This is a genomic window from Candidatus Poribacteria bacterium (assembly GCA_016866785.1).
Classification (GTDB): Bacteria; Poribacteria; WGA-4E.
This window is the reverse complement of sequence record VGLH01000027.1, coordinates 11,705-36,179: the sequence shown is the minus strand read 5'-3', so window position 1 is coordinate 36,179 and position 24,475 is coordinate 11,705. Positions and strand designations below refer to the sequence as shown.

Below are 24,475 nucleotides of genomic sequence, written 5' to 3'. Positions count from 1 at the left end.
CGGCGCCCGACCCGACGATGAGCTGCCCAGCCTGCTCATAGACAATCGAATCGCCTTTCGGAGACCAGCCGATCCATCGCGGGGGCAAGCCGACGAAGTCGCCGGTGGGACCCGAACTATCGCCCAGATCCAAGACGGATCCCTCGCATCCGACGAACAAGAGCAGACCGGTCATCGCCGACGCCAAGCTCAAGAACAGCGCGACGCGCAATCTCATCGTGTCACATCTTCCGTCATGGGCGACTCCGTCGCGTCGGTGACGAACCGCCATATACCGCCTTCCTTCCGAGCCCGCGCCGGATCGATTGCCGTACGATAGTCCCACAGGAAACCGAGAGCGGCGGCAACATGATCGTAGCCGCTGACGACGCCGATCGTCGCCCCTCGGATGCCGACGAGCGTCGTGGACTTCGACCGCCGGATCGCGGACCCGAGCCACGCGGTTCCTTCGATCAGTTCCCATCTCGATGCGGCGGGGGAGCCGCCGGACGTTCCCTGCGGCGCAATGGGTCCGTCCAACAGCAGCACGTCCACCGCCAGCGCGTCGCAGATAGCTGCCAGCGATAGCGCAGCAGCAACCGCGTAGCGAGAGGCGAGAGAGGCTTGGATCCCGATGCTGCCTCGCCACGTCAGTGGTACGCGCGCTTCGGAGCCGGAACCGAAGAGCCAGTCCGTCGGAATGTCATCCGTATCGGGAAGCCATGCGATCGGCACGAGCAAGCCCACACGCCTGCCGGATGACCGGATCGTCTCGACCGCTCGCAGCAGATTCGCAGGTGGCGGGCCCTGCAAGAGCCAGTCAGCCTGCCACGCGTAAACCGGACACACGACGCTCATAGCCGGCAACGCCGCCACGCGTTCGGATGTTATCTGATCGACGGGAAGCGCATAGAAATCGGCGGCGTCCGCAGCCACGGCGACGCCGCGCAGCGGGTCGGCGAGACTTGCCAGGTCGAGGGCGTTTTCCGCGAGCGCTTCCGGGCTGGGCAAGAGCCACAGCTCGACGGCAGGGAGCGACACCGTCTCCTCGGGACGCACCCAGATGCCCGACTGCGCTCCTTGCACGCCGCAGTCCACCTCGCCGTCGCGACTCAGGCTGCCTCGCTTCAGATCGCCGAATGCCTCGTTGACGATGCCAACTACAGCGGAACCGCCACCACGCGAGGCAGTCTGCGCATAGGCGAGCCCGGAGTCGGGTCCGAGTTCGAGCGGCAGCGGAGCGTCGAGCGAGTTCCCCGAGCGACCCCAAACCCACGCTCGTGACAACCGCTGGAGGTGGAGTCGCTCCACGGATACATCGTCCAGACGGATCGGCGTCGGTCCCGCGTTCCGCACTTCCAGCCATTTGCGGATCATCGGCGCGTCGGGACGTACCTCGTAGACGAGCGTCACGTCGAGGTTTGGCGCGTCTTCAGCCCCTGCCTTCGCTGCCGTGGCGATACGGACCCGCTGGATCGGACCATCGCTCTCGACCACATGGCTCGCGTAGCGCAGATCGCCTCCGAACCCGACCACATCTCGCCCACCGATGCCGATTCGGAACTCCTCCGAGGGTCCTGCGATGAGCTCCAAGCCGGTGTCACGCGCTCGTACCGACCGTGTCGCAATGCCCAAGCCGTTGGGATCGACCGTCAGTTGGCGGCTGAGGTAGCCGTTCCCGACGGTCAGGACGTGCGCGGCGCGGCTGTGCGTCACGTAGGCTCCGGTGACCTCCGGCGCGCGCGGACGTTCTGTCGCGCGGATGGCTGGCGAAGGCGCGACGACCGTTGTCCGCCCGCACCCGGCTACTGCGGCGAGAGTCAGGAGCGACGCGATGCGAAGCCATCTTGACATCTACTTGCCAATGCAGAAGCGGGAGAAGATGCGGTCGAGCACGTCTTCCGAGACGGTATCGCCCAGCACCAGCCCAAATGCGTGGATCGCCGCGTGGACATCGACCGCGACCAGTTCCGGCGGAAGCGCTCGGCGCAGCGTATCGACGGCGTGATTCAGCGCGGTCGCCGCAGCTTCGAGGGCTTCCCGGTGGCGGATGTTCGAAACCATCGGCTCCATATCTGCAGCACCACCAGAAGAGCTCTGTTCGAGCGTCGTGACAAGCGCCTCGAACCCAGCCATCGTCTTCAACGAGAGCTCGACGACGGGGGTTTGCGCCTCGATGTGGCGTGCCAGGTCCTGGGTTCCCCACTGCGTCGGAAGGTCCGATTTGTTGAGGACGATGACCGTCCGACTCGGATCCGCCGTCCGCAGCAACGACTCGTCATCGTTATTGAGAGGAGATGACGTATCGAGGACGACAACAACACGCTGTGACGACTCAGCCGTCGCCCGAGCCCGCTCGATTCCCTCGCGTTCGATGGGATCCGACGATTCACGGATTCCCGCCGTATCGGATAGACGCACCGGGATGCCGCGCAGGTTGATCACGTCTTCGATGACGTCGCGCGTCGTCCCGGGCGTGTCTGTCACGATGGCGCGGTGGCGTCCCACGAGCGCGTTCAGAAGGCTCGACTTACCGACGTTCGGCTTCCCAATGATCGCGACGCGAACCCCTTCGCGCAGAACCTGTCCCCGGTCGGCAGTCGCCAGGATCGCGCGGACGCCGTCGAGCGTCTCCGACAGTTGCGCTGCGAGTCGCTCGGAGGAAGCCGTCTTGATGTCTTCGTCCGGGAAGTCGATACTCGCCTCGAGTTCCGCCAACACGTCCATCGCCGCGTCGCGGAGTCGTCGCACGGCATCCGACAGCGCGCCGCCGAGCTGCGCGGCTGCGACGCGGACGCTCTCGCGCGTCTCGGCGGCGATCAGGTCGGCGACGGCTTCCGCTTGGGCGAGGTCCAGCTTGCCGTTCAGGAAAGCCCGCTGCGTGAACTCGCCCGGTCCTGCCAGACGAGCCCCCTGCCGGCACAGCAGGTCGAGGATCGCGGTCGAGACGACGACCCCGCCGTGTGCGTGGACCTCGACGACGTCCTCGCCCGTGTAGCTCCGGGGCGCTGGAAAGTGGACGACCAGGACTTCGTCGATCCTGTGTCCGTCGTCGGGATCGACGATGAAACCCAGGGTCGCTCGTCGCGGAACTAGGGAGAAGGGACGCTCGGAACCTGCTGGCGAGAACGCGCGCATGACGCAAGCGAGGGCGTCGGCGCCGCTGACACGGATGACGGCGACTCCTGCCTGCGTTCGACCCGTCGCGATGGCGGCGATGGTGTCTGTCGTCGGCGCAGCGCGCGTCATCGGGTCGTCTCGCGAGCGATGTCACGCGTCGACGAACTCGACTGGAACCGCATGGGGAATCAGACCGAGGGCGTGCGCCCGATCGAGGAACGTTCTGACGGCGCGCCTGCCACGCTCGCCGTAATCGACCGTCAGTTCGTTGACATACATGCCGACGAAGCGATCTGCGCGGCTCGTGTCGAGGTCGCGAGCGTAGCGCATCGCGTGCGCCAGCGCCTCTTCGCGATGGTCTAGCGCGTACTGGATGCTCTCGCGGAGCAGCCGCGCAACTTGGCGGATACGGTCGGGGCCCATCGCACGTCGGATGACGTTTCCGCCCAGCGGCAGCGGCAAGCCCGTCTCCTGATACCACCACTCGCCCAGATCGATGATCTGCGTCAGACCGGCGTCGGCGTACGTGAGCTGTCCTTCGTGGATGATGAGCCCAGCGTCCGCCTTGCCGTCGAGCACGTGATCGATGATCTGGTCGAAGGGTACCACGGTCGTCCGCATCGACGGCTCGACCATGCGGAGCGCGAGATAGGCGCTCGTTCGCTCGCCGGGAATGGCGATGAGACGGTTCCGAAGCTCGGACAGGCGGAACGCTTCCTTGGCGACCACCTTGGGCCCGTACCGGTCGCCCATGCTTGCGCCGCTGGCGAGCAGGGCGTACTTGTCCGCCAGGTAGGCGAAGGCGTGAATCGAGACGGCGCTGACGTCGTACCTCTCGTCGTGGGCTCGCTGGTTCAGCGTTTCGATATCGCTCAGGATGTGCTGGAACTCGAGCCCGCCCGTATCGAGCCGGTCGGTCGCGAGGGCGTAGAACATGAACGCGTCGTCGGAATCCGGCGAGTGGGCTACCGTCACGGTCTTCGGTGTCATGGGGTTCCTGAGTCAGTCGACGTCGTCGTTGTCGATTTCGAGGTCGCGGATGAGCCTCGATAGGTAGGTCCGTTGGATGTCCAGCGCCTCAGCGGCGCGCGTGCGGTTGCCTTTGAACCGTTCCAGCATGGCGCGAATGTGAGCGCGCCGGAAGATGCGCTGCGCCTCCTCGAGGGAGTCCGGGTACTCGTGATCGCGCCCCGCCGAGTTGCTTCCCTTTCGGACGTTGAACGGCAAGTCTGTCGGACGTATCTCCGGAGCTCGCGCCAGCACGAGAGCATGCTCGATGGCGTTCTCAAGCTCGCGGATGTTGCCGGGCCATTCGTGGTTCATGAGAACCGCCGCTGTGTCGGCGTGCAGGGAGGCGGAATGGCGGTGCAGCTTGGCAGCGCTCTGTGACATGAAGTGGTGAGCGAGGGGCAGGATGTCGTCGCGACGCTCTCGGAGCGCCGGCAGGAAGATCGAGATGACGTTGAGCCGGTAGTAGAGGTCTTCGCGGAATCGATCCATACGGATGAGCTCTTCCAGATCCTGGTTCGTGGCGGCGATGATCCGCACATCGGCGTCCAGAACCTGGTTCCCCCCGAGTCGTTCGAACTTCCGGGACTGGAGCACGCGCAGGAGCTTCGTCTGCAGAGGCAGCGGCATGTCGCCGATCTCGTCCAGGAAGAGCGTGCCCGACTTGGCGAGCTCGAACCGCCCGATCCGCCGCGCCGTCGCCCCGGTGAACGCCCCCTTCTCGTGACCGAAGAGCTCGCTTTCCAGCAGATTCTCAGGGATGCCGCCGCAGTTGATCGCGACGAAGGGACCTCGCGCCCGTAGGCTCAGCGAATGGATCGTCTGGGCGACGATTTCCTTCCCCGTGCCGCTCTCGCCTCGGATCAGAACGGTCGAGTCGGTCGGGGCAACGCGTTCGACGAGCTCCACGACCTCGGTCATGCTCCTGCTCGTCGCCACCATCGCCTGTGGATCGATCCGCCGGTCGCCGAGCTCCTGACGAAGGTTCAGGTACTCCTGCTGCACCTGCGAGAAGAACCGCGCGTTATCGATGGCGAGTCCGACGAGGTTCGCAAAGATCGAGAGCTGGAGCATGTCCTTGTCGGTGAACGAGCCGTCGATCAGTTTGTTGATGACCTCGATACAGCCGACCACCCGACCGCGGCTGTGCATCGGGACGCACAGCAGCGTGTGGGCATCGTAGCCGACCTCGACGGCTACGTCGCGAGCGTGGTGGTCATCGTGGACGGCGTCCGTGGTGAGGTACCAGTTGTCGTTCTGCACGACCCAGCCCACGATCCCCACGTCCCATGGGATGCGCATGTGCCGGATCTGCTCGCCCTTACTCCCCGTCGCAATGGCGCAATAGAGCTCACGGGTGTCCTCGTCGACCAACCAGATGGAGCTTGCGTCTGCCTGAACGATCTGAGTCAGCATCTCGAGCGTCTGCTCAAGAACCGCCTCCACGTCGAGCGACGAGTTGACGCGCTGGCTGATCTCAAGGAGCTTGTACCAGTCCTGCTCCGTGATCCCGTCAGCGCGCTTGGCAAGAGCTTTCGTGCCACCGACGACCGGTGGCTTGCGTGTGCGGCTCATCAGAATCCCGCTTGGGCGCAATGGCGTGCTACTCGAACCGTCCCGACGCAGAACACATCTGCGTCAGCCGCGACCGATGGACACCAACGGATCGTGGATGCGGACCGCATGGACCGCGCAGGACGTACAGTCTCTCCAACATGCTGCCGCCATCATAGAGCACGACGCCCTATGTGTCCACAGGTTTATACATCCCCCCGACGCGTCGCACCCACAGACTCGCTCAACAGCCGCGGAGGCGGTTCATCGTGAGGTCTGCCTGCAGACGTCGCTGGCACACAGGTGGGCTTCGCGTCGGTTCAACGTGGCGGGAGTTTGCGGGAGCGCCCGCGACGGGACTCGAGGGCGCTCCTGCGGTTGGCTAGCGATCCAGCTTCAGCTCACCCCACTTCGCCGCCGCCTTGTCTTTCGACTCGACGGCAAGGACCGCCATGTGGATGCCCTTCTCGTAGAGCGACTTGATGTCTGCCTGCTTGAGGGCGATGTTGAAGATGGCGACTTCGTCGATGACGACCGAACCGAACCGGCCGCCACAGCACTCATCATAGCCGATGTGGACGGGCCCCTTCTCTACGGTGATCTTCGCCTTGTCGAGGTTCAGCTTGCTCGCCGGTTCGGCATCGATGTAGATGATCCACTCCCCGGTCTTGCTGTCGAACGTGCCGGTGTACATGTGCCACTGCGTGATGTCCTTGGGACCGATGGCGCCAGTATCCCACGAGTTCGGCTTGTTCCAGCATCCGCCGTTGCAGACCGGGAACGCGACGAGCGTACCGCCCTGGTTCGGGTGAAGGATGTACGCGTCGCGCTTCTCGACCAGAAACCCGTGGTTGTTCCAGGCAGGCAGCAGGCTCTTCGCCCACACCGAGACGGTGATGGCGTCGGCGGGGTTCTCGTGATCGGGAGTCGTCATGCGTCCCGACTTGCCGTCGAACTCGATGGCTTTGTCGAACTTACCGTCGACCCACTTCGTCCCGCCTTCGAGCTTGCTGGCTAGCTTCATCGCGGACAGGTCGGCAACGTCGTTGCCTTTACCCTCGTCCATGAGCCAGATGCCAACGGCGGTTGCGGGATCGATGACGGCGTGACTCGTACCCGCCACGACGAACATGGCGATGGCAACGCACGCCGTTGCGAGACAGAACCTGGAGATACGAATCTGCATAGGAAGGACCCTCCATGTCCATTTCGGGCTACGCCGGCAGGCTGGCGGACGCAACAGGGCGAGACGGTCGTCCGCGCATGCCGGGCGGGTCGCATTCTATCGGATGCGCGCATGCCGCGCAAGGTCGGGGTTGTCCGGCGCGGGCTACCTCTTGGCGTCCGCCCAAGTCGTCGCTAGCTTCGAGGACGGCTCGACGGCTCGGGGCTTCTGCCCGATGGTGCCATCCGCGACGTAGTCGCCCTGAAACAGCCGGACGGCGTCGACCCACACCTTGCCTTTCGTGTCTCGGAGTTCCAGGTAGATGCCGGCGATGGCATCGTCGGCGGGCACTTGGACCGCCGTCCAGAACTCCTGCCAATCCTGCTGAATCACAATGTCCTTGGACCCGTACGACGTCCACGGATCAGCGCGGTGGTTGCAGATGATCTTCGCGTTGCGCACCTTGTCGCCCTTGAGCCAGATGGCGTAGGTGAGCGCCCAACCGCCCTTGAGATTCAGCGGATTCTGATGCAGTTCGACGCGCTTTCCGCCACCGGCGGCGAAGATGTCGATCAACAGGCTCTGCTTGCCCTTGACCTTCTCGTTCGTGTCGGGCTCGGCGAGTGCGCCAGCATTGGCGTCCTCCACCCACGTACTCCACCCCTGCTTGCCCAGCTCGAACTCCGGGTTCTGTAGAAGATTCGCGACTTCGACGGCTTGAGCGGACGACACACACAGACATGCCGCCACGACGACTACAAGACGGCAGATCGCAGTCGGATTCATCGACATGGCCTCCCTTCTCCGAGCGCGCCGCGAGACGCGCCCATCGCGTGTGCTGGCGATACCGAATGTCGCTCCGTCGCGCCGCTGTGTCAACGTCCGGCGATCTCGCCGAAGGACCCGATCGGCTCCTCGACTCGGAACACCTCGCTGGATGCGGAACGCCGTTTCGCGGTACTCTGTTCAGCCAGTGCCTACTCTCTCGGAGCGACAACGATGCGCGTCCTCGTCCTGAACGCCGGTTCCAGCAGCCTGAAGTTCAGTCTGTTCCACGACCTCGGGACCACGCCGACCGCAGAGGGATTGGTCGACTGGGCTGGGGCCCGTTCTCGGGCAGTCCTGTCGCTCGAATGGCGTGACACCCCGCGACGCGCCGAAGCGGTCGTCGCGCGGAACCATCGCGAGGCGGCCGCGTGCGCCGTCGATGCCCTAGGAGTCGCCGCAAGCAAGGACCTGATCGTCGGACACCGCGTCGTCCACGGCGGCATCGGGTTCCGCAACAGCGCGATTGTCGATACGGCGGTGAGGGCGCGCATCGCCGAGCTCTGTTCGCTGGCTCCCCTCCACAATCCGCCTGCGCTGGAAGCCATCGACGCCGCCCAGGAGTCCCTGCCTGACGCGACCCATGTCGCCGTGTTCGACACCGCGTTCTACGCCGACATGCCTCCCGCCGCGACGATCTACGCCGTGCCCTATGAATGGCACGCGAACTGGGGCATACGCCGCTTCGGGTTCCACGGCATCAGCCAGGCGTATTGCACGCGACGCGCTGCCGCGATGCTGGATCGCAACGTCGGGGAACTGTCGTTGGTAAGCTGCCACCTGGGGAACGGCGCGTCGGCGGCTGCGATCCGCGGCGGACGAGCCATCGACACGACGATGGGCTTCACGCCGATGGAAGGGCTGATGATGGGCACGCGTAGCGGCGACGTCGATCCGGGCATCCTGATCGACGCCATGCGGCGTCGCGGTCTCTCGGTGGACGAGCTCGACGATGCCCTGAACCGTCGCTCAGGCTTGCTGGGCGTTTCCGGAGTTTCCTCGGACTATCGGAAGGTCGAGGAAGCCGCCGTGCAAGGGAATGACCGGGCGCGTCTCGCGCTGGACATCTACGCCGCCCGCGTGCGCTCGGCAATCGGATCGCTCGCCGTATCGCTCGGAGGCATCGACGCGCTGATCTTCACCGGAGGAATCGGCGCGAACGCGGCGAACCTGCGAGCCGACGTCTGCCAGGGGATTGAATGCCTTGGCGTGCGGCTGGACGTCGAGGCGAACGCCTCGTGCACGCCCGATGCCGAGATCAGCGCCGACGGTTCCCGCGTTCGCGTCCTGACGATCCGCTCGCGCGAAGACCTGATGATTGCGACCGAAGCCCGACGCGCTGTGGAAGCACTCGCCAGACAGTGATGTCAGATCAGCCTTGGCGACGCACCAGGACGACGCATGGCGTCTGCCCGTCCGGCAGCGGGTTGGTCAGGCGCGTCGTGAACCCCCGCCCGTCCACGCGCTCGCCGCGACGCTCGCCGGAGTAGAGCGCCATCCACTCGGCTTCGAGCGGCGCATCGGGCAGGACAGCCGTCAGGTCGAGTCGCACGTCGCCGCCCTCCGGCAGGAAGACCAGGTACTGCTCGCCCGGTTCCGCGAGGCAGAATCCGCGATCAACGAAGTCGTTGTCGGGAACCATGCGGTTGATCTGCACCTGTGACAGGAGCGCGACCAGTTGCTGGTAGCGCGCCCATCCGGGAGGCTCAGGCTCGTAAGCGATCAGATCCCACGACGTGTTGCTGTAGTAGTACCCGGGATACCCGCCGCCAACGTAGATGGCGACCGTCCAGAGCAGGACATCCTCCCACGTGGTCGTCGTGCCGCCTCGGTAGGTCTTGAGCGACTCGGCGCCCTCCTCGTAGCCGTACTCGATGTTCACGTAGGGCTTGTCGCGGAGCCGCCAGCGACGCACGGCTTCGCGGTTGTAGAGCGCCGTGTCATGCAGATGGATCTGGTCGGAGACGAAGTCGCAGGCGTCATCCACGACGGAGTTGTGCGCGTTGGAGCCCGCCACCGCGTCGTGCACGGTGACCAGATGGCGGTACGCATCGGCTTCTCGGATGAGACCGATGCGGTCCAGCGTGTAGTCATGGCTGCCCGTCTCGCGGTACAGGTTGTAGCTCTCCTTGCCGACATCCCACACCAGGTTCCCATACGCCTGATAACGGGCGACGACATAGCGCCAGAACAGGTCGTCTTCGCGCGACCGCCGTTGCGCCCACCGCACCTTCTTGTTCTGCACCTGGATCATCAGGTGGACGACGATCCCTTTCGCGTGCAGATACGCCATCATCCGGTCGAAATCGCGGAAGAACGCGACGTTCATGGCGGAGTGATCGGGCTCGTCGTTGGTTCCCCCGAAGGCGTAGAGTTTGGGAGGTCCGTAGACGTGCGGGTCGCCAGCGGTCGAGAACCCCGTGTGCGCGTAGACGTTCGTGATGATCTCGTTGAATCCACGACGGGCGATCAGATCGATGAGCGTCCGGCACGACTCGGGATCGACCTGGTGCAGGGCGAAGAGCCAGTCGCACTCGAACCCCAGCGGCACGAACGGCGTACCGTCCTCGAACCGGAACCGGTGCGGATGGTCGGGATCGATCCGCACGCGACCATGGACGCGCATGTGGGAGCCGGGAACACACTGCAGCGGCGTCAGTTCGATGCCGTCGAGCTGCGGGTCGTCCGAGCTCGTCATGCCCGTCCAGACACCGAGGAGCGTCGGCGTGAACCGGACCTTCCACGCCCCATCGCCGTCGTAGAACCCCGGCAGACTCGCGATGGTCGCGCCTGACTCGTGGACGAACGTGGCTTCGAGCCGAATGAAGAACGGGTTGGCGTGCGGTGTGTCGCTCTCGAGCGTGTAGTCGTGTGGGCAGTGCTGGGGAACAGGGAACTCCGCCATTGCGCGCCTCCTGTCCAGGGCGTCGGGAGTTACGGATGGGCCCGACACGTCGGTCGGGCCCAGTGCCGGGTAGCGCTGGTTACAGGTTGGCGAGTAAGTCGCGCAGCCAGTCGTGCGTCTCCTGCGAGCGGCGGTCGATGTCGGCGAGCTCGCTGCCGCCCAAGCATTCGATGTAGAAGGGCCCGTCGAAGCCCGCGTCGGCGAGCGATCCGAGAACGCTGCGGAAGTCCACGAGACCGCTGCCGGGCTGAATCCACACGTCGGGCTTGCCGTCGACGACGACGCAATCCTTGATGATGCAGGTCGTCACATGCTTCGCCACGTCGTGAACGTCGGGCTCCGGGCGCACCTCGCCGCGCGTGTAGTAGATGATGTTGCCGGGATCGTAGCAGATGGTGAACGCGGGGCTGCCGACGCGCTCGACTGCGCGCGCCAGATCGGCTCCGGTCAGTCCGATGCCGCCGTGAGGCTTGAGCTGGAGCTCGACGCCTTTCTTCTCAGCATACGGAGCCACGCGGCGCATCAGGTCGAAGTACCTGTCGAAGGTGTCGGGGCGCTCCGTTCCGCCGTTCATGAGATAGCGAATGCCCGCCGCGGCGGAGACGTCCACTAGCCGACGGAAAGCCTCCTCTGCCGCGCCGGCGTCGCCGCCGAGCTCGGGTCCACCGAGGAGCATGGAACCCTTGAGCCCGTGCTTGGTCAGCGACGCGGCGGCGCTGCGCACGTCCTCGTCCGTCGAATCGGCGCGCAGGACGATCCTGCCTTCATTGGCGTAGAGCGCGACGTCGCTGTAGCCCGTCGCCGCGATGGAAGCGCACGCCTGGTCGAACGAGAACGCGCCCCAAGGCCGGGTCGTCGCTCCGAGGGCCCATTTCATCTCCGAGCTCCTTCATGGCGTCTGCCATCCGACGCCGCCGAGGTCCACGTCACGCTTCGTCGGCGATAGTATCAGATAGCCTTCGCCGCCTGCCAGCGGCACGTTCGAGCGCGAACTCGCAGCGGCTTCGGCTGAGAACGCCCCAAACCGGCGTTCATCCGACAGGTAGGCGATCCCGATCCCACCCGGCCCGACGATGTCCGACAGGCGTCCGGCAAACGGACGCTTAGGAACCGCCACGAGGTTGATCCCCGGTTCCAACGCGATCCGGCTCGACTGCCACGGACGCCCGACGAATGCGATGTCCGCCGCCGCGCTCATTTCGACGAGGAATGCCGTCGAGCCGGTGATAGCGATGTTGTCCGGGAAGCCGGGCGGCGTCGAGCCGTCGATGCGGACGAAGCTGCCAGCCGACGCATTCCAGCGGATCAGGTGGTTCGCGCGCGGACCCAGCAGGGCGAGCACGTCCGAGGCGCGCATCGGTCTTCGGGGATCAGCCGGCACGCTGAGCGTGTTGATGCCCGCCACGAGGGCTCGCACGAACCGGAGCGGCTTCGATGTCGCGTTGCCTGGGTGGGTGCCCAGCGAGAGCTCCTCGGCGCTCGCGAATCCGTCCCCGTCGGGGTCCTGCGCCGCGACGGACGCGAACGCCGCCTGTGCCGTCAGACCGAAGTCCTCAGCCGCTGGATAGGTGCGTTCCCAGAGTTCGCCGAATGGGTTGCGCGGCGTTCCTCCTCCGGTCGTATGACAGACGTTGCACGCATCGCCGTTCATGCCCGGCTCGGACATGTCCGGCAGGCTGGGGAGGCGATCCGGTCTCCACGGGAAAGCCTGAGCAGTGCCAACGAAGCAAACAGCCGCCAAGACGACGAACCATCGCCGCGTGAGATCGCAGATATTCATCGCACCTCTTTACATCGGAGCCACATCGAAGCCGACAGTCACCAGTGATATCGATGTCACAGCGGCAAGCTGTGCCTCGCCAGTCGCGGCGTCCGCGCTCAGGCGGGTTTCTGCGCGAACGCGACCATGACGTGATTCGGTCAGCCGAGGGCCCGAACGTCGTCCGTGTCTCGTGCCAACCAACGGTCTTGGAGCACACTGCAGAATGCACTCGCCGGTAGACCTGACGCCCGTACCGGACTACCATTGCTGCCGCACGCTGGGTACCGTCCGATACCTCACACCGACCGAGCCCCATGCCCCAAGACCAATCCCGCGGTCCGTCCCGACGCCACGACCCCTACGCGGCGCTCCGCAACCGCAACTTCGCCCTCTATACGGCGGGAACCATGCTATCCGGCGTCGGGTTCGGCGCGCAGAGCCTGGCGATCGGCTTGGAGGTGTACCAGCGCACGAGCGACCCCTTCCTGCTGGGACTGACGGGCCTCGTTACCGCGATCCCGATGATCCTGCTGATCCTGCCAGCGGGGTACATCGCGGATGCCTTCGACCGTCGGGGCGTCATTATGCTCAGCGGCGCCGGGCTCGCAGTGGCTTCGCTGTGCCTCGCGTACATCTCCTACCGGCGCGGGTCGGTGGGCCTGATGTTCTTGGTGATGTTCGTCTCCGCAACCGCCGCTACGTTGGGACGCCCAGCTCGGACAGCGTTGCTGCCACTCCTCGTGCCTCGGGATATCTTCGAGAACTCCGTCGCGTGGAGGATGAGCCTCCAGCAGGTGTCCGGCGTGGTCGGGCCCGCGCTTGGGGGGTTCCTGGTCGCGTGGCACATCCCCTCTGCCTACGTCTTCTGTGCCGTCACCACCATGTGCCAGGTCGCAATCCTTCCATTGCTGCGGATCGAGCAGAAGCGCGAGAGGCGTCAGTCGGAGCCGCTCTCGACGTCCGTGATCCTCGCGGGGCTGCGGTTCGTCTGGAAGACGCGGCTCCTCTTCACGACGATGGCGCTCGACCTCTTCGCCGTTCTCTTGGGGGGAGCCGTGTACCTTCTGCCGGTGTTCGCGTTGGACATCCTCGGCGTCGGCGAGAAGGGGTTGGGCTGGCTGCGAGCGGCTCCCGCCGCTGGGGCCCTCGCGATGGCGCTCATCCTGGCGCATCTGCCGCCGATGAAGCGCGCCGGACGCAACCTGCTGCTCGCCGTCGCGGGATTCGGCGCGGCGACCATCGTCTTCGGGTTCTCGAAGTCGTTCTGGCTATCGATGGCGATGCTCTTCCTGACGGGGGCGTTCGACAACATCAGCGTCGTCGTTCGGCACACGCTGATGCAGCTTCTGACGCCCGACCCGATGCGCGGTCGCGTGTCCGCCGTGAGCGCGATCTTCATCGGCTCGTCGAACGAGCTCGGCGGGTTCGAATCCGGAATCGTCGCCAAGTGGACGACGCCGGTGGTCAGCGTCGTCTCCGGCGGCATCGGAACGCTCATCGTCGTCGCGGCGGCTGCGTGGGCATCCCCGCGATTGAGGCGGTTCGGCAGGCTGTCGGATGCCGATCCCGGTTCACTGGAACCGACAAACACGGCGGAACCGGCGACCGATGGCGCATAGTGTCGGTGGCAGCGCCAGGAGACCGCTGATGTCTGACCAGGTCGATGACCGAGACCCGACTCGTCGCTCTGTCGCCGACGTCCGCTCGGAGCTTGGGCTGACCGTTCAGGAGTTGGCACGCCTTGCAGGAATCCCGGAGAGGATTCTGCGGCTGATCGAACGACGGCACTACACGCCGTCACCCGAGCAGATCGACCGGCTATGCGCCGCGCTGGGAACCACGCGCGACGCGCTCGATCTCGGCGTTCCCGGGACGCGACCCGGGCTCTACGGAACGGGCGGCACGTTCATGTAGCGGACCGCTGGGCGAGTTGGTCGGCGAGCGCGGCGGCGATCTCGTCGCGGATCGTCCGGTATCCGCCCATCAGGTGTTCGCGCGTCGCGAATCCTGACGCGGCAGCCCGGTGCCCACCGCCGTTAAAGCACTGGCGCGCGATCTGCGCGACGTTCACATCCACGCGATCCGTGCGCAGACTGATTCCCACGTTCTGTCCGAAGACGTTCAGCAGGACGATCACCTGTCCACCCTCTTGGAGCTCGTCCGCCACGTCTGACGTGTCGCGCTTCACATAGGCGATCTTCATCGGCAGCGGCGTGTCGGTGAAGAGGCACGCCGTGTTGTGGGCGCACGCTACGGCGTCCTCGAACAGCGATTCGCCGCGCTTCCACTGCCCCTGCAGTTTCCAGAGGAACTCCTCCGGCGATGGCGTGAGGATCGCCGTCTCCAGACGGTCGTGAATCTGCTCCTTCAGGAGCCAGGAGATGCGGCGACCCGTCTCGCGGTCGTTGTTGATCCACAGGTCGCGGTCATGAGCGATGGCGACCCAGCGCATCAGCTTGGGTCCGACTCGCGTCGGCATACGGCGCTTGAGGTAGTCGAGCACGAGGTCCGACGAGCAGACGCTGCCCTCGAAATCCACGTGAGCTTCGTCGAATACGCTCAACTCCATGTGCGCGGTCGTCTCGTGGTGATCGAACAGCACACGATGGGTTTTGGGGTCGCGGGCCCACGGGGCATCGAGCTCTTCCTCGCTCAGCCCGATGTCGCACACGAACAGAGTGTCCGCCTTCGACTGGCGAAGCGCCGACTCGATGGCAGAGGCGCGACGCACGCCGTAGCTCAGGAACCGCACGCGGTTCGTTGGCAGGTTCAGCGCTTCGAGCAGGCAAAGCGCGCAGACGAAACCGTCCAGATCGTAGTGCGTCACGATGACGGCGTTCTCGATCCCTACGTCGTGCGTATGCGCCATGTGGCAAGGGTTTCCTTGGTCGAGCGATCCGTGCGATCATCGGGTGGGAACCGGCAGCCCTCGGCATGAACTCCCAATCTGATTCTAGCCGCCGCCCGTCCAGCGCGCAAGCCATGAAGGGCGCGGTCTGCGCCACGGGAGTATGGTTCCGACGATTCGCCAAGAACCCCTCCGGAGCATCTGCATGGTAACCTGGCTTCCGCGAACGCTCGGAACACTGGCATTGGCTCTCGTCTCAGCATCCTGCGCACGTCCGACAGCCATTCCAGCCCCACCAGCGCCCGTCGCCGTGTCGGATGTGTCTGCCGTATCGGAGCCCGCCGTCTCCTTCCATGGCGACAACGAGACCTGCGGCTCATGCCACAAGGACATCTACGACGCCTGGCTGAAGTCTCGCCACGCCCAATCGTGGACCAGCCAGACGTTTCGCAAGCTGTCCGAGAACTACTCGCGCGCGGAGTGTCTGCCGTGCCACGCGCCCGACCTGGTGCTGCGAACCGGGATCGGCGCTCGACCGGCGCTGCGGACGGACGTCCGCGATGCCGGCGTTTCCTGCATCGTCTGTCACCAGGACGCAACGGCAGAGGAATGGACGATGCACGGGCCCTACGAGGCAGACTCGCCCGGGCACGTGTCCGTCCGCAACGACTCGTTCCAGACGGCGGAGATATGCGCCTCGTGCCATGGTCAGGAGGAGGAGTTCGACCAGTACCACTCCTGGCAGACCAGCGAGTACGGTCAGTCGGCGTTTCCATGTCAAGCGTGTCACATGACTCCCGTCGAGAAGTCGCTGGCGGAAACCGCTCCGCTGCCCCCGGTCCGCTGGGTCGGCGACCATTCATTCCCCGGCGCGCACAACGACGAAGTCATCCGCAGCGCTGTCCGCTTGGAGGTCCTCGGAGACAGTTCCACTGCCACCGTACGTCTGACGAACGAGGCGGGTCACTTCTTCCCGGGGGGAGCCTACCGAGAGGCAGTCTTGGCGATCACCGATGGGCGTGTGCCATTGCACACGGTCGTCTTCAGCTTTGAGTCGGGGAACCGCCTCGCGTCCGGCGCCGTCTGGGAGCGCACGCTATCGACTCCATCCGACGGCAACCTGGAGGCGAGCGTCCGGTTCCGCCGAACGGTCGGCGACGACGATGGAACCGTCATCGCTGCCGCATCGCTCTCACGCTGAGTCGGAACTGGTCGCTCGATGGCACGCGACGGAATGTCCGTTGGCGACTGTCACCAACTGCTGGACACGGCTGGCGCACTCGGCGACGGCAATCGGACATCGCGGGTGGAAGGGGCATCCAGACGGAGGGTTCGCCGGGCTCGGCGGATCGCCCCGAAGCAGGATGCGATCGCGTCGCCTCGTCGGGTCCGGCACCGGCACGGCGGACAGCAAGGCTTGCGTGTAGGGGTGGAGCGGGTTCCCGTAGAGCTCGCCCTTGGCGGCAGATTCGACGATTCTGCCGAGGTACATCACCGCGACCCGATCCGCGATATGGCGCACGACGCTCAGATTGTGCGAGATGAACAGGTAGCTGAGCCCGAACTGCCCCTGCAAGTCGTGCAGCAGGTTGATCACCTGAGCCTGCACGGACACATCCAGAGCCGATACCGGCTCGTCGGCGACGATCATGTCCGGTTCGACCGCCAGCGCGCGAGCGATCACGATGCGTTGACGCTGCCCGCCGCTGAACTCGTGCGGATACCTCAGCGCATGACGGGGATCGAGACCGACGACCTCAAGCAGATGGAGAACGCGCGAACCGATCTCAGCCTTGGGAACCAGCTTGTGGATACGGATCGGCTCCCCGATGATCCCGCCGACCGTCATGCGCGGGTTCAGCGACCCATAGGGGTCCTGGAACACCATCTGGACGCGCCGCCGAAGCACTCGAAGGTCTGACTTCGGCAGCTCGAAGATCGAGACGCGCTCGCCGCCATCCGAGACGATGCGCGCGTCGCCGCTGGTGGGTTCCACCAATCGCAGCAGCGTCCTGCCTGCGGTCGTCTTGCCGCAGCCGCTTTCGCCGACGAGTCCGAGCGTCTCGCCTCGACCCACCTCGAACGAGACGCCATCGACGGCTCGCACGACGCCTCGACGCTCGCCCCGCGAGCGCCGGATCGGGTAGTGCTTGATGAGGTCACGGACTTCCAAGAGGGCTGGCATCGCCTACCTACCGGCAGCCGAATCGAGAGCGGATGGTCAGAACCGCACTCCGAGTGACACGCGGTGGCTGCCGCCGAGATCACCGCCAGTGAACGCATAGTCCACACGGAACGACTCGCCGCCGACGAACCCGAGCTGCAGTCCCGCTCCGGCGGTCACATCGCGGAGCGTCTCAGCGGACGACTTGCGTTCCTGCAAGCCCGCTCGCAGGGCGAGCGCCTCGCCGAGCGCCCATTCCGCGCCATAGTGCATCTCGAACTCCTGGCGGGAATCCGTCTCCGCGCTGATCGTGACGACGGAGCCGCCCGGAGCGCTCTGCGACACGGCGGCGGCGATCTTCGCGTTCTGGAGGATCGTGTCCTTGTGGGACGCCGCTCCCTGACGCGGAACCGTGTTCCAGTAGATGTTCGTGCGGAAGAAATCCTGTCCGTTGACCGCCGCGCGGAAGCGCGTGCCGTCCCCGGCTCTCCATACGCCGAGGAACCCCACGTCTCCGCCGACACCCAAGCCGTTCGTGCCTGTGGGAACGCCGGACGAGATGAACAGGAGCTTGCCTGAGGCTCCGGCGTAGACGACGCCGCGCGGAGCATTGCCGCCTGTTTCCAGGATCTGCTTACCCCAGCCGATCCCGACTGCGTTGCTCGCGATCGATGCCGTGCCGCTTTTCAACGGGCGGTTGACCGAGCTCACCGGGCTGGTCGGGTCCTTGACCGTCGTCAGGATAATGTCGCCCACGCCAACGCGCAGCAGCGAGGCGCTCCATACCGAGTCGCCGAACGGTCGAGCGACAGCGAGATAGTCGTAGCTGTCCAGCCCGAACAACGTCGAGTGCATGAACGACGCGTCGGAGCGTTTCAGTTGTCCGAGTCCCGCCGGGTTCCAGTAGGCGGCGGTCGCATCGGTCGCCAGAGCCGCATAGCCGCCGCCCATTGCCAGCGCACGAGCCCCGACGCCCATCGTGAGGAACTCGCCGGCAAACGCCGTCTCTCCACGCGCGCGCCCAGCCAGGGCGCCGATGGCGAGCAGACAGACAGCGGCGATCCGCCGCCATGTAGCTCGACTGCGATTCCGAGGCAACTCGCGATGCCAGTCCACGCTGTCCCTACTTCATCTTGAGGAGCTTGATGATCTCCGTGTGCGACTTGCCGCGCGCCTTCATGCGCACCTGCGCATAGTAGACGCCGTTGGCAACCTCTGCCCCATCCGAATCGCGCCCATCCCAGCGGATCCGTACGAAGCCGGCAGACGGCGGATGCGACAGGTCGCGAACAACTCGCCCGGCGAGCGAGTAGACGCGCACGGTGAGTTCGTCGATCTCGCCGGTTGCCTCGATCGCCAGATCGGTGTGGGTGCGAAACGGGTTCGGGTAGTTCAGCGCGCTGCGCAGCTCAGACGATGCGGCGACCCGGAACGGCGTCTGGCTCGTCGCCTCTCGACCGTCCAGATCGCGGCAGACGATGCGCAGCACGTAGTCGCCGGGCTCCAAGTCGGGCGTGTAGTCAACCATCACCTGCCCGCTTCCCGGCGCGGCGAGAACGCGCGTCTGGTCCGGCGGCGCAGGCATAAACTCGCTTCCGTCGTGGCTCAGCGTCAGCGCGAGGTCGGTCAGGGCGATCCCGCTGTCGTCAGACGCGACCACGTGGAACCGAGGCTCCGGGGGAACCGGGTCGCCCGCCGCGAAGTCCTGACCCGTCACACTGACGGCGATGGTCGGCGCCGATACGTCTTGGCTCGTGAAGACGGCGAACGCCCCGAGTGACGGAGTCGTCGCCCGTACTGCCCCCGTCTCCTTCGACGTGATGCGGATGACGTCGCCTGCCTCGTAGGGGATCGATCCCGCCAGCAGCGCCATGCGCAGACCCGTCGTGGCGTCGAAGAACACCTCGCCCGTCTTGCCGCGCCGTGGCTGCCCGCCGCTCATCAGCGCACCGGTCGCGGATCGCACCTCGTACTCCGAATCGGTGACGAAGAACACGATCCAAGGGTCTGAACCAGCAAGCGCGTTCCCGGCGTTCGGATCGACCGACAGCGACTGCACCACGCCGTTGCCGATGGAGCCCTCGAAGATGGATCGCGCGACCATTTGACTAGAGCCGTCCGGCGCTGGAGCCGTCTGCAGTTTCACCACATCGCCGAATCTGCGCGGACGCTGCTCGAATGTCAGCACCAACGCTGGGAACTCGGCGAGCTCGGCTGGGATCGGCGCCGTCGTCGAGTTCAGAACGGCGACCGACTGCGCGACGCGCGCGAGCGCCTCGGAGCCGGAGCGGTGGTAGAGGTCGTAGACCATGGGCCCTCGGAAGAGCGCGACCCAATCGCCCTCCCGAACGCGAGTGCCGTCCAGCACGATCGCCGGCGGAGGACCCGCTGATACGCCCGACGATTGGATCGCAAGCCGCATCGCGACGCGAGGCGTCTGGTCCGCCTCACGCATGAGAGCCGAGTCCTCGACCCGACGCCAGCGCTCCTGATCTGGCAGCCATCGGTAGATGGCGGCTGTCGCCAGCGCCGATCTCGTCGCTTCCGCCAGAAGCTGGCGGTCCTGTTCCGTCCACTCCTCTTCGGGCGTCTCCGCGAGCCCGATCCGCTCGATGATGCTGCGTCGGAACGCGGACAGGTCGAAGTGCAGTTCCAGACGCGCTCGTGACGACAGCTCTTCGCCGTCAGCGCTCGCGCGGTATGCATGGGAACCGGAGACCGGAGGCAGAGCTGTCAGAAGGCGCTGCCCGGTCGGCGCAGCCGTCATTCCTGTGATTGACACGACCTTCGGCTGTGGGAATGCATCAGACGGCAGATCGATGCGGAACGCATCGTCGAGGCTCGCCAGGGACATGCTGCTGTCGCCCGCGAGTCGCGAGTTCACCTCGATGAGCCTCGAGCTGATGTTGTTCGACGTGTCGCGCTCACCGGAGGCGCGGTTGGCGACGTCGGGCGGATTTACCCAGGCGAAGATGAGATGGTTTCCTGTGTCGAGAGTAGCCGCCAACCTGGCATGCGCTGTCCAGCGCGTGTTGAGCGGCGCCTGCGACGTGCGCAGACGTGTCACAGGGTCGGGGGGAGGACCGAGAGGATCGCCTTTGCGCCATGACGTAGGAAAGATCGTCGCGACGCCTATCCGACGGGCATCGCCGTCTGGTTGTCCATCGCGGTCGGTGTCCGGGTTGCCCAAGTAGAAAGCCACCGGAAGCGGGACGTCCGTGGAGATGTCGTTCAAGTTCTCGATGTTGACCGTGACTGCCCACCCCAGCGACGGATCGAGCACGTACCCGATCAGCGGCTCACGTCGCTCTTCCGACGGCAGCACGCGCCAGTCGGGTATCTCAACGGGCGTATAGCGGACGATATCGGTCGATGTCGAGTGACCATCGGTGTCGGCGATGTGCAGGATGTAGTCGAACGACTCGCCCGGCTCGGGTTTCGGTATCTTCACTGCGAGGGCGTACCAGCCATTGCCGCGCGACGTGTCGCGTAGGAGAGGCGTCATCGTCCACCCCCGCCCACCGCGGCTGTACCACTCGACTTCGACGGAACCGACCTCTCGGTCGTCGACGACGCGGAGCGCCAAACGGATCGCGCCGCTCTCCACACCGATATCGACCTGCTCGATGACGGGCTCCGACACGGCGAACGTCGAGCCCCCGACGGCAAGGGACGTGGCAGACTCGGCGTAGTATTCCACCTGCGCCTTGCCTGGCAGCGCATCCAGGGGAACCGTCAGGACCACCTCCGCGAACGCGCCTCGCGTAACGGTGCCCTCCGCCGCGACTTCGATGGGCTCCCCGGTCACTTGGCGCGTGAACCGCGACGTGACGACGAGCCTACCATCGAAGTCCGTGATCGGTGAGTAGGACCGGGAGTCGGTCGCGCTGTCGTAGGTGGATCGCAGAATGTTGCCGGCTGCGATTCGCAGCTTCCCTCCTGGTTGTACAGACCGCTCGGCGATGGCGGGCTGGATGTCGTAGTCCGCCAGGTGCAGTCGCGTCGCTGGGTCCCCGAAGAGCGTGTATTGCTGCATCGTCTCCAGATGCGACAGCCCCTGCTCGACGAGCAGACGGCTCTTGGATGTCGTGGCGATCTCTCCGAGTGAGCGCGCGTTCCGCTTGAAGATGTCATCGAAGACGATGCGGTTCAGAGCATCGTTGCCGCTGCCGAACGTCAGGCGCGTTGCCGAGACCATGGCGATGATGCCGCCTTGGGGCAGCCGCAGCAGGCTCTCCGCTAGGCTGGGTTCCGCTGGCGCGTCGAAGTAGCCGTTGTAGCAGCTCAAAACGAACATCAAAGAGATGCGGTCCGTCGGGCGAAGGGTCTGGACGGCTGGATTGTCGAAGATGATCTCGTGCGCCCAGACCTGTCTGCCTCCGTGCCCCGCATACTGCGAGATGATGGCTCCATCGCTGAGGCTGTCGACGATCCGCTCCCTGGCGACTTGGGCGGCTCGCCTGCCCTTGAACTTGTCGGGGATGGACTTCACTTCGTCGATGATGTCTTCGAGGAAGACCTTCACTGTCTCATAGCCCAGCAGCGTGTGGTTTTGGCTGATGTCCGACAGACTCTGTCGGAAGATGAAATCACCCGAGTTCGTCGTGTCGTCGTCCGCCACGGACAGGATGCGCCGACGCCAAGAGCCGTTCGGCGGCGCGCTCTCGTAGCGGATGATCTTGTCGACGACGGCGTTCGCCTGGTCCACCGCCTCCACCGGCAGTCGGCCGATGAAGAAATCCGGCAGCGGGTCGATTCCGCTCACGGTGGAGTACCAGTGATCCGCCGCGCTCTGCCCGAACAGCGACCAGACGTAGTGGGGTGGAACGAAGCCCATGCGTTCCGGCGCCTCCGGATAGCGTTGAGCATCCGTCCCGTAGACGTCCCAAGTACCGTCCGCGAGGATGGTCACGTACGCCAACGCCGGAGCCTGCCAGTTCACGAATGCGTAGGTGAGGAAGTCCTTGATCGCGCGGTCACTGACCATCCCATGCCCGAACTCGTCATAGATGTCCGTGATGTCTATCTTAAGTGCGCGATGCCCTCCGCCGCCCCGACTGCTGCGCCAATCGACGAGTTTCTGCGCCGCATCGACGAACCGTGGGTGGTAGATGACGACATAGTCTGCGCCGAGACCGGGATCCCGCAGATTCGCTGGCGTGTCGAGCTCGATGATATCGGGCTCCAAGACGCCCTTCGCCGACACCGCCACGTACTGGGTGTCGTGGGTATCCATTGCTTGGAACCGAGCTGCGTACATGACACTTGGCGACGTCTCGCGCTCGTTCCGCCGCCGCTGGATGGCGTTCAGCCGCTGTCGCATCTCGAGCGAGACCGCCTGCCGCTCCACTTCGACGTTGCGAAGCCGTGTGATGAGCGCCTGCCCGTTGTGTTCGTAGACGGCGATGCCGTTGTCGAGAAAGTCGGTGACCGCGTATTCGAGCGTGTTGCGCCGGCGCGTTTCCCACGGCTTGTCCGACACCGGCGAGGCGAAGTAGAGCTCGTCCGTCACCGCACGGAAGAGCCGCGTGTACTCGATGTCCATCGAGTTGACATAGAAGTGATATGGATAGTTGTCCAGGTCGTCGTCGTCGTTGGCATCGACGCGCATCAGGCGTATCGTGTTGTCGCCCTGGACGGCATCCACGAGCGCGTCCGGCTGCAGGTATCTTCCGATGCGCCGTTCGTCCTGCTTCGCCCATCCCGTCACACGGGCGATCTTCGCCTCGTTCACCGTCACGAGCGCGTCGTGGTTCACGGGCGTTCCGCCTTGAAGCAGCAGATCGACGCGGGGCGCGTCGAAGGTCTTGGCGACATCATAGAGAGCGAAGGGCTCAGTCGCCTCGCTTCGATCCTCGCCGTTCTTGACGCCGAACCAATACCAGTGATCGCGCGCCTCGAACCAGGCGTGCGGGTCGTTGGGAACGATTTCCTCGGGCGTCACGTGCTGGAGGATGGAGTGGAGCTTGTTCTGCTCGAAATGGATCTTCGACCGGAACGACGGGATGAGGCTCGCGATCGGGTTCCGTGGCGCGCCCTCAGCCTCCCCAACCCGCAAGCCGCGCGAGGTTCCGACGCTGAGACGGTACACGTCGTACTTGGACCACGGGCTCGCCGGACGAACGGCCAGGAAGTCGATGCTATCGCCTTCGTCGAGCCGTCCGTCCGCGTCGCCGCTGATGTAGATCGGAATCTCCTTGCCGCCGCGCGTCATCCGCAGGTTGTGGGGAACCACCCCCTTTAGATCAAACCCGTATGCCGCGAGCGCCTTCCCAGTCACGCGATAGATGCCGGCTCGCGAGACGAACAGCTTCACCGCCGCGCCCGTCTCGACTGCTGGGCTGGTCGCAACGCGCGCTGGAGTCGCACGCCACGCCTTCGCGGCGTCGTTGTTCACCAGCAACCGAGCGAAGTAGTCGTCGAAGTCAGGAGAGTCGCTGACACGACTACGGACGGTGTCCGAGCCGCTTGATTGTCCGAAATCGACGCGGACGGTCATGCGCGGGAAGTAGCGCAGTCTGCCGGTGGACGCCTCGTATTGCACGGGTCGAACCTCGACCTGCACGACACGGCGGTCGCGCATCGTCCCGTCCAGAACCATGGCAGCCAGCGATGCGGGCGCGTACCCGGCGCGTCCGTAGACAGCCCGATCCTCTCGGTACGACGGCTCGACTCGTTGGATGCCGTCACGCTCGGAGACCACCCGAAGCTCTGGTACGGGTCCGATCCGGCGGACGCCCAAGTCCTGGGGTGGGCCCGGAGTGACGCGAACGCTCACGGCGGCTCCGGGAGGAGCGCCGACCATGATCCGACCGACGGGAAGCTCTGGCTCACCGGCTTTCCCGGACGGCTGCCCATCGCGGAAGCCAACCGACGCGTAGGCGTCGCCCGCCGGATGGGATGACAGAACCGGCTGCGGCGTTACCCACTCCACCGTCACGCCGGAGCGGTCGGATGCCGTCGTGTGAATCAGTTCGACTTGGGGAAGGGCGTCGTCGCTTGGGGGGCTCTGAGCGCGCGTCGCGGTTCTGGCTGTCGCCGTCGCAAGGATCGCGCACAGGGCGAGCAGTACAGACGCGATCCTACGTGAACGGAACATGGCAGTCCTTGTGCGGGTCGCTTCGTTCTGACGAAGCGGCTTGGCG

General features: G+C 65.3%; 18 protein-coding genes. 4 read left to right on the top strand and 14 right to left on the bottom strand.

Annotated elements, in window-relative coordinates; all coding sequences use genetic code 11:
- From FJZ36_05960 to FJZ36_05930, 7 genes are all read right to left on the bottom strand, one after another.
- Positions 1 to 217, bottom strand: a 217-nt coding sequence (locus tag FJZ36_05960; protein MBM3214441.1) for a hypothetical protein, incomplete at its 3' end; no start/stop codon positions are given.
- Positions 214 to 1,833, bottom strand: coding sequence for a hypothetical protein (locus FJZ36_05955; GenBank protein MBM3214440.1), 1,620 nt, complete (start codon positions 1,831 to 1,833; stop codon positions 214 to 216). The genes FJZ36_05955 and FJZ36_05960, both read right to left, overlap by 4 nt.
- Complete coding sequence (gene mnmE / locus FJZ36_05950; GenBank protein ID MBM3214439.1) at positions 1,834 to 3,228, bottom strand: tRNA uridine-5-carboxymethylaminomethyl(34) synthesis GTPase MnmE; 1,395 nt, start codon at positions 3,226 to 3,228, stop codon at positions 1,834 to 1,836.
- A gap of 21 nt (positions 3,229 to 3,249) precedes the next feature.
- Entirely contained in the window at positions 3,250 to 4,089 is an 840-nt protein-coding gene (locus FJZ36_05945) for an ABC transporter substrate-binding protein (protein ID MBM3214438.1), read from the bottom strand.
- 12 nt (positions 4,090 to 4,101) lie between these two features.
- Positions 4,102 to 5,682 carry a sigma-54-dependent Fis family transcriptional regulator gene (locus FJZ36_05940; protein ID MBM3214437.1) on the bottom strand — a complete coding sequence of 527 codons (1,581 nt, stop codon included), beginning with the start codon at positions 5,680 to 5,682 and terminating at the stop codon, positions 4,102 to 4,104.
- Between the two features lie 361 nt (positions 5,683 to 6,043).
- Positions 6,044 to 6,847 (bottom strand): LamG domain-containing protein, encoded by an 804-nt coding sequence (locus FJZ36_05935; GenBank protein ID MBM3214436.1) that lies wholly within the window; start codon positions 6,845 to 6,847, stop codon positions 6,044 to 6,046.
- 144 nt (positions 6,848 to 6,991) lie between these two features.
- Positions 6,992 to 7,612 carry a hypothetical protein gene (locus tag FJZ36_05930; GenBank protein ID MBM3214435.1) on the bottom strand — a complete coding sequence of 207 codons (621 nt, stop codon included), beginning with the start codon at positions 7,610 to 7,612 and terminating at the stop codon, positions 6,992 to 6,994.
- Positions 7,613 to 7,825: 213 nt separating this feature from the next.
- Between FJZ36_05930 and FJZ36_05925 the strand changes: the two genes are divergently transcribed.
- A complete protein-coding gene (locus tag FJZ36_05925; GenBank protein MBM3214434.1) occupies positions 7,826 to 9,016 on the top strand; it encodes an acetate kinase in 1,191 nt (396 codons plus the stop codon).
- 7 nt (positions 9,017 to 9,023) lie between these two features.
- Here the strand turns inward: FJZ36_05925 and FJZ36_05920 are convergent, their stop codons facing one another.
- The 3 genes from FJZ36_05920 to FJZ36_05910 form a co-directional block, all read right to left on the bottom strand.
- A complete protein-coding gene (locus FJZ36_05920) occupies positions 9,024 to 10,556 on the bottom strand; it encodes a DUF4038 domain-containing protein (GenBank protein MBM3214433.1) in 1,533 nt (510 codons plus the stop codon).
- Positions 10,557 to 10,635: 79 nt separating this feature from the next.
- Complete coding sequence (locus FJZ36_05915; protein MBM3214432.1) at positions 10,636 to 11,433, bottom strand: sugar phosphate isomerase/epimerase; 798 nt, start codon at positions 11,431 to 11,433, stop codon at positions 10,636 to 10,638.
- Between the two features lie 12 nt (positions 11,434 to 11,445).
- Positions 11,446 to 12,336, bottom strand: a complete 891-nt coding sequence (locus tag FJZ36_05910) for a hypothetical protein (GenBank protein ID MBM3214431.1) — start codon at positions 12,334 to 12,336, stop codon at positions 11,446 to 11,448.
- A 296-nt stretch (positions 12,337 to 12,632) separates the two neighbouring features.
- Here FJZ36_05910 and FJZ36_05905 point away from each other — a divergent pair, with 296 nt between their 5' ends.
- Both FJZ36_05905 and FJZ36_05900 read left to right on the top strand, forming a co-directional pair.
- Positions 12,633 to 13,937, top strand: a complete 1,305-nt coding sequence (locus FJZ36_05905; GenBank protein MBM3214430.1) for an MFS transporter — start codon at positions 12,633 to 12,635, stop codon at positions 13,935 to 13,937.
- Complete coding sequence (locus FJZ36_05900; protein ID MBM3214429.1) at positions 13,876 to 14,232, top strand: helix-turn-helix transcriptional regulator; 357 nt, start codon at positions 13,876 to 13,878, stop codon at positions 14,230 to 14,232. Before FJZ36_05905 ends, FJZ36_05900 begins: the two co-directional genes overlap by 62 nt.
- Here FJZ36_05900 and FJZ36_05895 read toward each other — a convergent pair.
- Positions 14,225 to 15,187, bottom strand: a complete 963-nt coding sequence (locus tag FJZ36_05895) for a hypothetical protein (protein MBM3214428.1) — start codon at positions 15,185 to 15,187, stop codon at positions 14,225 to 14,227. The two genes, FJZ36_05900 and FJZ36_05895, sit on opposite strands and share 8 nt — an antisense overlap.
- Positions 15,188 to 15,329: 142 nt before the next feature.
- Between FJZ36_05895 and FJZ36_05890 the strand changes: the two genes are divergently transcribed.
- The gene (locus tag FJZ36_05890; protein ID MBM3214427.1) at positions 15,330 to 16,367 is read left to right on the top strand and encodes a hypothetical protein; all 1,038 of its coding nucleotides are present in this window, start codon (positions 15,330 to 15,332) and stop codon (positions 16,365 to 16,367) included.
- Here FJZ36_05890 and FJZ36_05885 read toward each other — a convergent pair.
- From FJZ36_05885 to FJZ36_05875, 3 genes are read right to left on the bottom strand one after another with little or no spacing between them, the layout of a single operon-like run.
- Complete coding sequence (locus tag FJZ36_05885) at positions 16,359 to 17,351, bottom strand: dipeptide ABC transporter ATP-binding protein (protein ID MBM3214426.1); 993 nt, start codon at positions 17,349 to 17,351, stop codon at positions 16,359 to 16,361. The genes FJZ36_05890 and FJZ36_05885 overlap by 9 nt on opposite strands.
- A gap of 36 nt (positions 17,352 to 17,387) precedes the next feature.
- Entirely contained in the window at positions 17,388 to 18,446 is a 1,059-nt protein-coding gene (locus tag FJZ36_05880; GenBank protein MBM3214425.1) for a hypothetical protein, read from the bottom strand.
- 7 nt (positions 18,447 to 18,453) lie between these two features.
- Positions 18,454 to 24,429 carry a hypothetical protein gene (locus FJZ36_05875; protein MBM3214424.1) on the bottom strand — a complete coding sequence of 1,992 codons (5,976 nt, stop codon included), beginning with the start codon at positions 24,427 to 24,429 and terminating at the stop codon, positions 18,454 to 18,456.
- Between the last annotated feature and the right edge of the window lie 46 nt (positions 24,430 to 24,475).